Genomic DNA, 3,935 nt, shown 5'->3' with positions numbered 1-3,935 from the left:
GTCGGCGGCGGGGACCGGGGCAGGCCGGGCGGCCGGTTCACCCTTACCGCCTCTGTTGCTCCTGTCCGGCGTCGGTGCCGTCTCAGTGCCGATCTCGATGGAGGCGAGCAGGTCGAGGGTCTGGCGGCGCAGGGCCGGGTCCAGCCCGGAGACCGGCTCATCGAGCAGCAGGTAGCGCGGCGACAGGGCCAGAGCCCGGGCGATGGAGACTCGCTGAGCCTGGCCCCCGGAGATCTCGTGGGGCCGCGAGTCCCAGGTATCGCGCGGGACGTCCAGGCTTCCCAGCATCTTGCGGGCCCGATGGGAGGCCTCATCACGGTCGCCCACCACACCCAGGGTGCGCAGCGGGGTGGTCACCTGCGCCAGCACCGAACGGCGGGGATCGAGCGTGGCTGCGGCCTCCTGGGGCACGTACTGCACCGCCCGACGGAAGGCCCGCAGACGCCTGGCACCGCCCCGGCGCACGACCTCACCGTCCAGCAGCACCTCGCCCCGGTCCTGCAGACCCGGGGAGTCGAGCAGCAGCAGGGCCCGCAGCAGGGTCGTCTTCCCGCACCCCGAGCGCCCGATCAGCGCCACGTTCTCCCCCGGCGCCAGGCTCAGGTCCACGCCACGCACCGCCACATGATGCTCACCGTCGAGCCCCAGGTGGGAGCGCATCAGACCACGTGCCTCAAGCCCGCTCATGCAGCCGCTCCGACAGCGGCCAGGGCCCCCTCAATGGTCTCCTCGGCGGCGGCCTCGCACATGGCAACCGTCACCGGATGTTCAGGGTGGGCCAGGACCTGGGCTGTGGGGCCGTGCTCTATGACAGCGCCGCCGTGGAGGACCACGACGTTCTCGCAGATCGCGGCGGCGGGCAGGTCATGAGTGATGAGAAGCAGGGCCGGAGCCTCGGGCAAGCTGGTGAGGGAGGTCAGGAGCCTGAGGATCTCGGCTCGGGCGACGACGTCGAGGGCGGTAGTGGGCTCGTCGGCGATCATGAGGGCGGGCTCGGCGGCCAGGGCGAGGGCGAGGCTGATGCGTTGGCGCTGGCCTCCGGAGAGGCGACCGGGCACGCGGTCGGCGAAGGACTCGTCGAGTCCGACGGCGTAGAGATAGTCGGTGGCGCGCACGTCGGCCTCTCCCTGGGTGTATCCGGCGGCCTGGGAGGCCCGGGAGATCTGGCGACCGACCGGGATGAGCGGGTGCAGGGCGGTCGAGTGGTCCTGGGCCACCAACGCGATGCGACAGCTGCGGTGACGCCGCGCGGCGGGAAGCCTCAGAAGGTCGGTGACCTCTGTCCCACCTCCTTGATCGGAGTCCGCGCGCGAGCCGTTATCAGAACCAACGCCGTCGGGTTCAACGGTCAGGGAGCCGGAGACCTCCAGCCCGGCCGGGAGGGTGCCCGCGAGCGCGGCGCAGGTCAGGGACTTGCCGGCCCCTGAGGCACCGACCAGGGCGGTCCGGCTTCCGAGGGCGAGGCGCAGGTCGACGCCATCGACCAGCGTCGTGTCGCCGGAGCGCACCACCAACGATCTGAGAACGATTGTCACAAGCAAACTTTAGATACAAGTGACAACGATTTTCAAATATGCAATTGGTCAGCCCGAGTCGTCGTCCCCGGCCCGCCCGGGCTACTTCACTCCGAGGCGCTTGAGGTCGCGCACGGCGCCCAGGTCGGCGCTGGTGGCGAGCATCGCGTAGGCGCGCAGTGCCGCGGAGACCTTGCGGGGGCGGTCCACGTGCGGGGTCCAGGCGTCCTCGCCGCGGGCCTCCTCCTCGGCGCGGCGACGCTCGATCTCCTCATCGCTCAGGCGCACCGAGATGGAGCGGCCCGGGATGTCGATGTCGATGACGTCGCCGCTGCGCACCAGGCCGATGAGTCCGCCGGCCGCCGCCTCCGGGGAGACGTGGCCGATGCTCAGGCCGGAGGTACCCCCGGAGAAGCGCCCGTCGGTGAGCAGGGCGCACTCCTTGCCCAGGTGCATGGACTTGATGTAGGTGGTCGGATAGAGCATCTCCTGCATGCCGGGCCCGCCGCGCGGCCCCTCATGGCTGATGATGACGACGTCGCCGGATTTCACCCGCTTGCCCAGGATCCCGGCGACAGCGTCCTCCTGGGACTCGAAGACGACGGCGGGCCCGGAGAAGGTCAGGATCGACTCGTCCACGCCGGCGGTCTTGACGATGCAGCCCTTCTCGGCAATGTTGCCGAAGAGGACGGCCAGGCCGCCGTCGGCGGAGTAGGCGTGCTCGATGTCGCGGATGCAGCCGCCTGCGCGGTCGGTGTCCAGGGAAGCCCAGCGGGAGGCCTGAGAGAACATCTCGGTGGTGCGCACGCCGGCGGGTGCGGCGAGGTAGCCGGTGCGGATCTCCTCGCTCACCTGGGAGCCGGGGACGCCGTCGGTGCCGGGGCGGGCGATGTCGTAGGCGGCGAGCTCGTCGCCCAGGGTGGAGCGCAGGACGTTGGAGGTGGTGGTGTCCAGCAGGCCGCCGCGGTCGAGCTCACCGAGGATGCCAAGGATTCCGCCGGCGCGGTGGACGTCCTCGATGTGGTAGAGGTTCGTCGACGGCGCAACCTTGGCCAGGTGGGGGACCTTGCGCGAGAGGCGGTCGATGTCGGCCATGGTGAAGTCGACCTCGGCCTCCTGAGCGGCGGCCAGCAGGTGCAGGACGGTGTTGGTGGACCCGCCCATGGCGATGTCCAGGCTCATGGCGTTCTCGAAGGCGGCCTTGGTGGCGATGGAGCGCGGCAGGACGGAGACGTCGTCGTGCTCGTAGTAGGCCCGGGTGATCTCGACGATCTGGTGGCCCACCCGTTTGAAGAGCTCGCCGCGGTCGGCGTGGGTGGCCAGCAGGGTGCCGTTCATGGGCATGGCCAGCCCGAGGGCCTCGGTGAGGCAGTTCATGGAGTTGGCGGTGAACATGCCCGAGCAGGAGCCGCAGGTGGGACAGGCCAGGCGCTCGATGGCGCTGATGGTCTCATCGGCGACCGTGGGGTCGGCGGCATCCATCATGGCGTCGATGAGGTCGAGCTTGCGGGTGGTGCCGTCAGCGGCGGTCATCTTGCCCGACTCCATGGGGCCGCCGGAGATGAAGATGGCCGGGATGTTGAGGCGCATGGCGGCCATGAGCATGCCCGGGGTGATTTTGTCGCAGTTGGAGATGCAAACGAGGGCGTCGGCGCAGTGGGCGCCGACCATGTACTCCACGGAGTCGGCGATGAGGTCACGACTGGGCAGGGAGTAGAGCATGCCGTCGTGGCCCATGGCGATGCCGTCGTCGACGGCGATCGTGTTGAACTCCTTGGCCAGGCCACCGGCGGCCTCGATCTCGGTGGCCACGAGGCGTCCGACGTCGCGCAGGCCCACATGCCCGGGGACGAACTGGGTGAAGGAGTTCGCGATGGCGATAATAGGCTTACCGAAATCCGAGTCCTTGACGCCCGTGGCCCGCCACAGCGCGCGGGCACCGGCCATGTTGCGACCATGGGTGGAGGTAGCGCTGCGGTACTGCGGCATGAGCGGTTCCTTTTCAGGCAGTCGGACTGGAACGGCGTCGCAAGGAACCGGCCGCAGGGGATATGGCCAGCGCTTCACGACGCCGTGTTGCCATAGCGTAGCCCCAGCCGGCCCCCGGCGCCGCACCGCATTCTCTCCCTGAGACGTGATACGGCCGACCCGGCGCGGTTCCGGGGGCTCTCCCGCCTCGACGTCAACGCCGATCTCGAGGCAATTGCGGCCAGTATTTCCGGAACACTCGACTTGCGTGACTGCGCGTGCCGGGGCAGGCGCTCCTGGCACAGGTCATCGGCCGCGGTGGCGGCGCTTGGCCCTCTGCCGATGGCGGGCCCAGGCCTCGTCCGCCTCCTGGCGTCGGCGCCGGCTCCGGTCGTGGGCTGCACGGGCGGAGGTCTCCTCGCGGGCAGCGGACAGGGCGGCCTGCGCCGCGGT

3 protein-coding genes are annotated in these 3,935 nt (G+C 70.1%); all 3 read right to left on the bottom strand.

Going from position 1 to position 3,935, the window contains the following annotated elements:
• Positions 1–687, bottom strand: a 687-nt coding sequence (locus HMPREF0975_RS13945; protein WP_009234861.1) for an ATP-binding cassette domain-containing protein, incomplete at its 3' end; no start/stop codon positions are given.
• Positions 684–1,535: an ATP-binding cassette domain-containing protein gene (locus HMPREF0975_RS13940; RefSeq protein WP_049939986.1), complete on the bottom strand. Its 852-nt coding sequence runs from the start codon at positions 1,533–1,535 to the stop codon at positions 684–686. The genes HMPREF0975_RS13940 and HMPREF0975_RS13945, both read right to left, overlap by 4 nt.
• An 81-nt stretch (positions 1,536–1,616) precedes the next feature.
• Positions 1,617–3,503: a dihydroxy-acid dehydratase gene (gene ilvD, locus HMPREF0975_RS13935; RefSeq protein WP_009234859.1), complete on the bottom strand. Its 1,887-nt coding sequence runs from the start codon at positions 3,501–3,503 to the stop codon at positions 1,617–1,619.
• Between the last annotated feature and the right edge of the window lie 432 nt (positions 3,504–3,935).

Source organism: Actinomyces sp. oral taxon 849 str. F0330 (assembly GCF_000239715.1).
Classification (GTDB): Bacteria; Actinomycetota; Actinomycetes; order Actinomycetales; family Actinomycetaceae; genus Actinomyces; species Actinomyces johnsonii.
The sequence above is the reverse complement of the archived record's forward strand: the minus strand, read 5'-3'. Positions and strand labels throughout refer to the sequence as shown.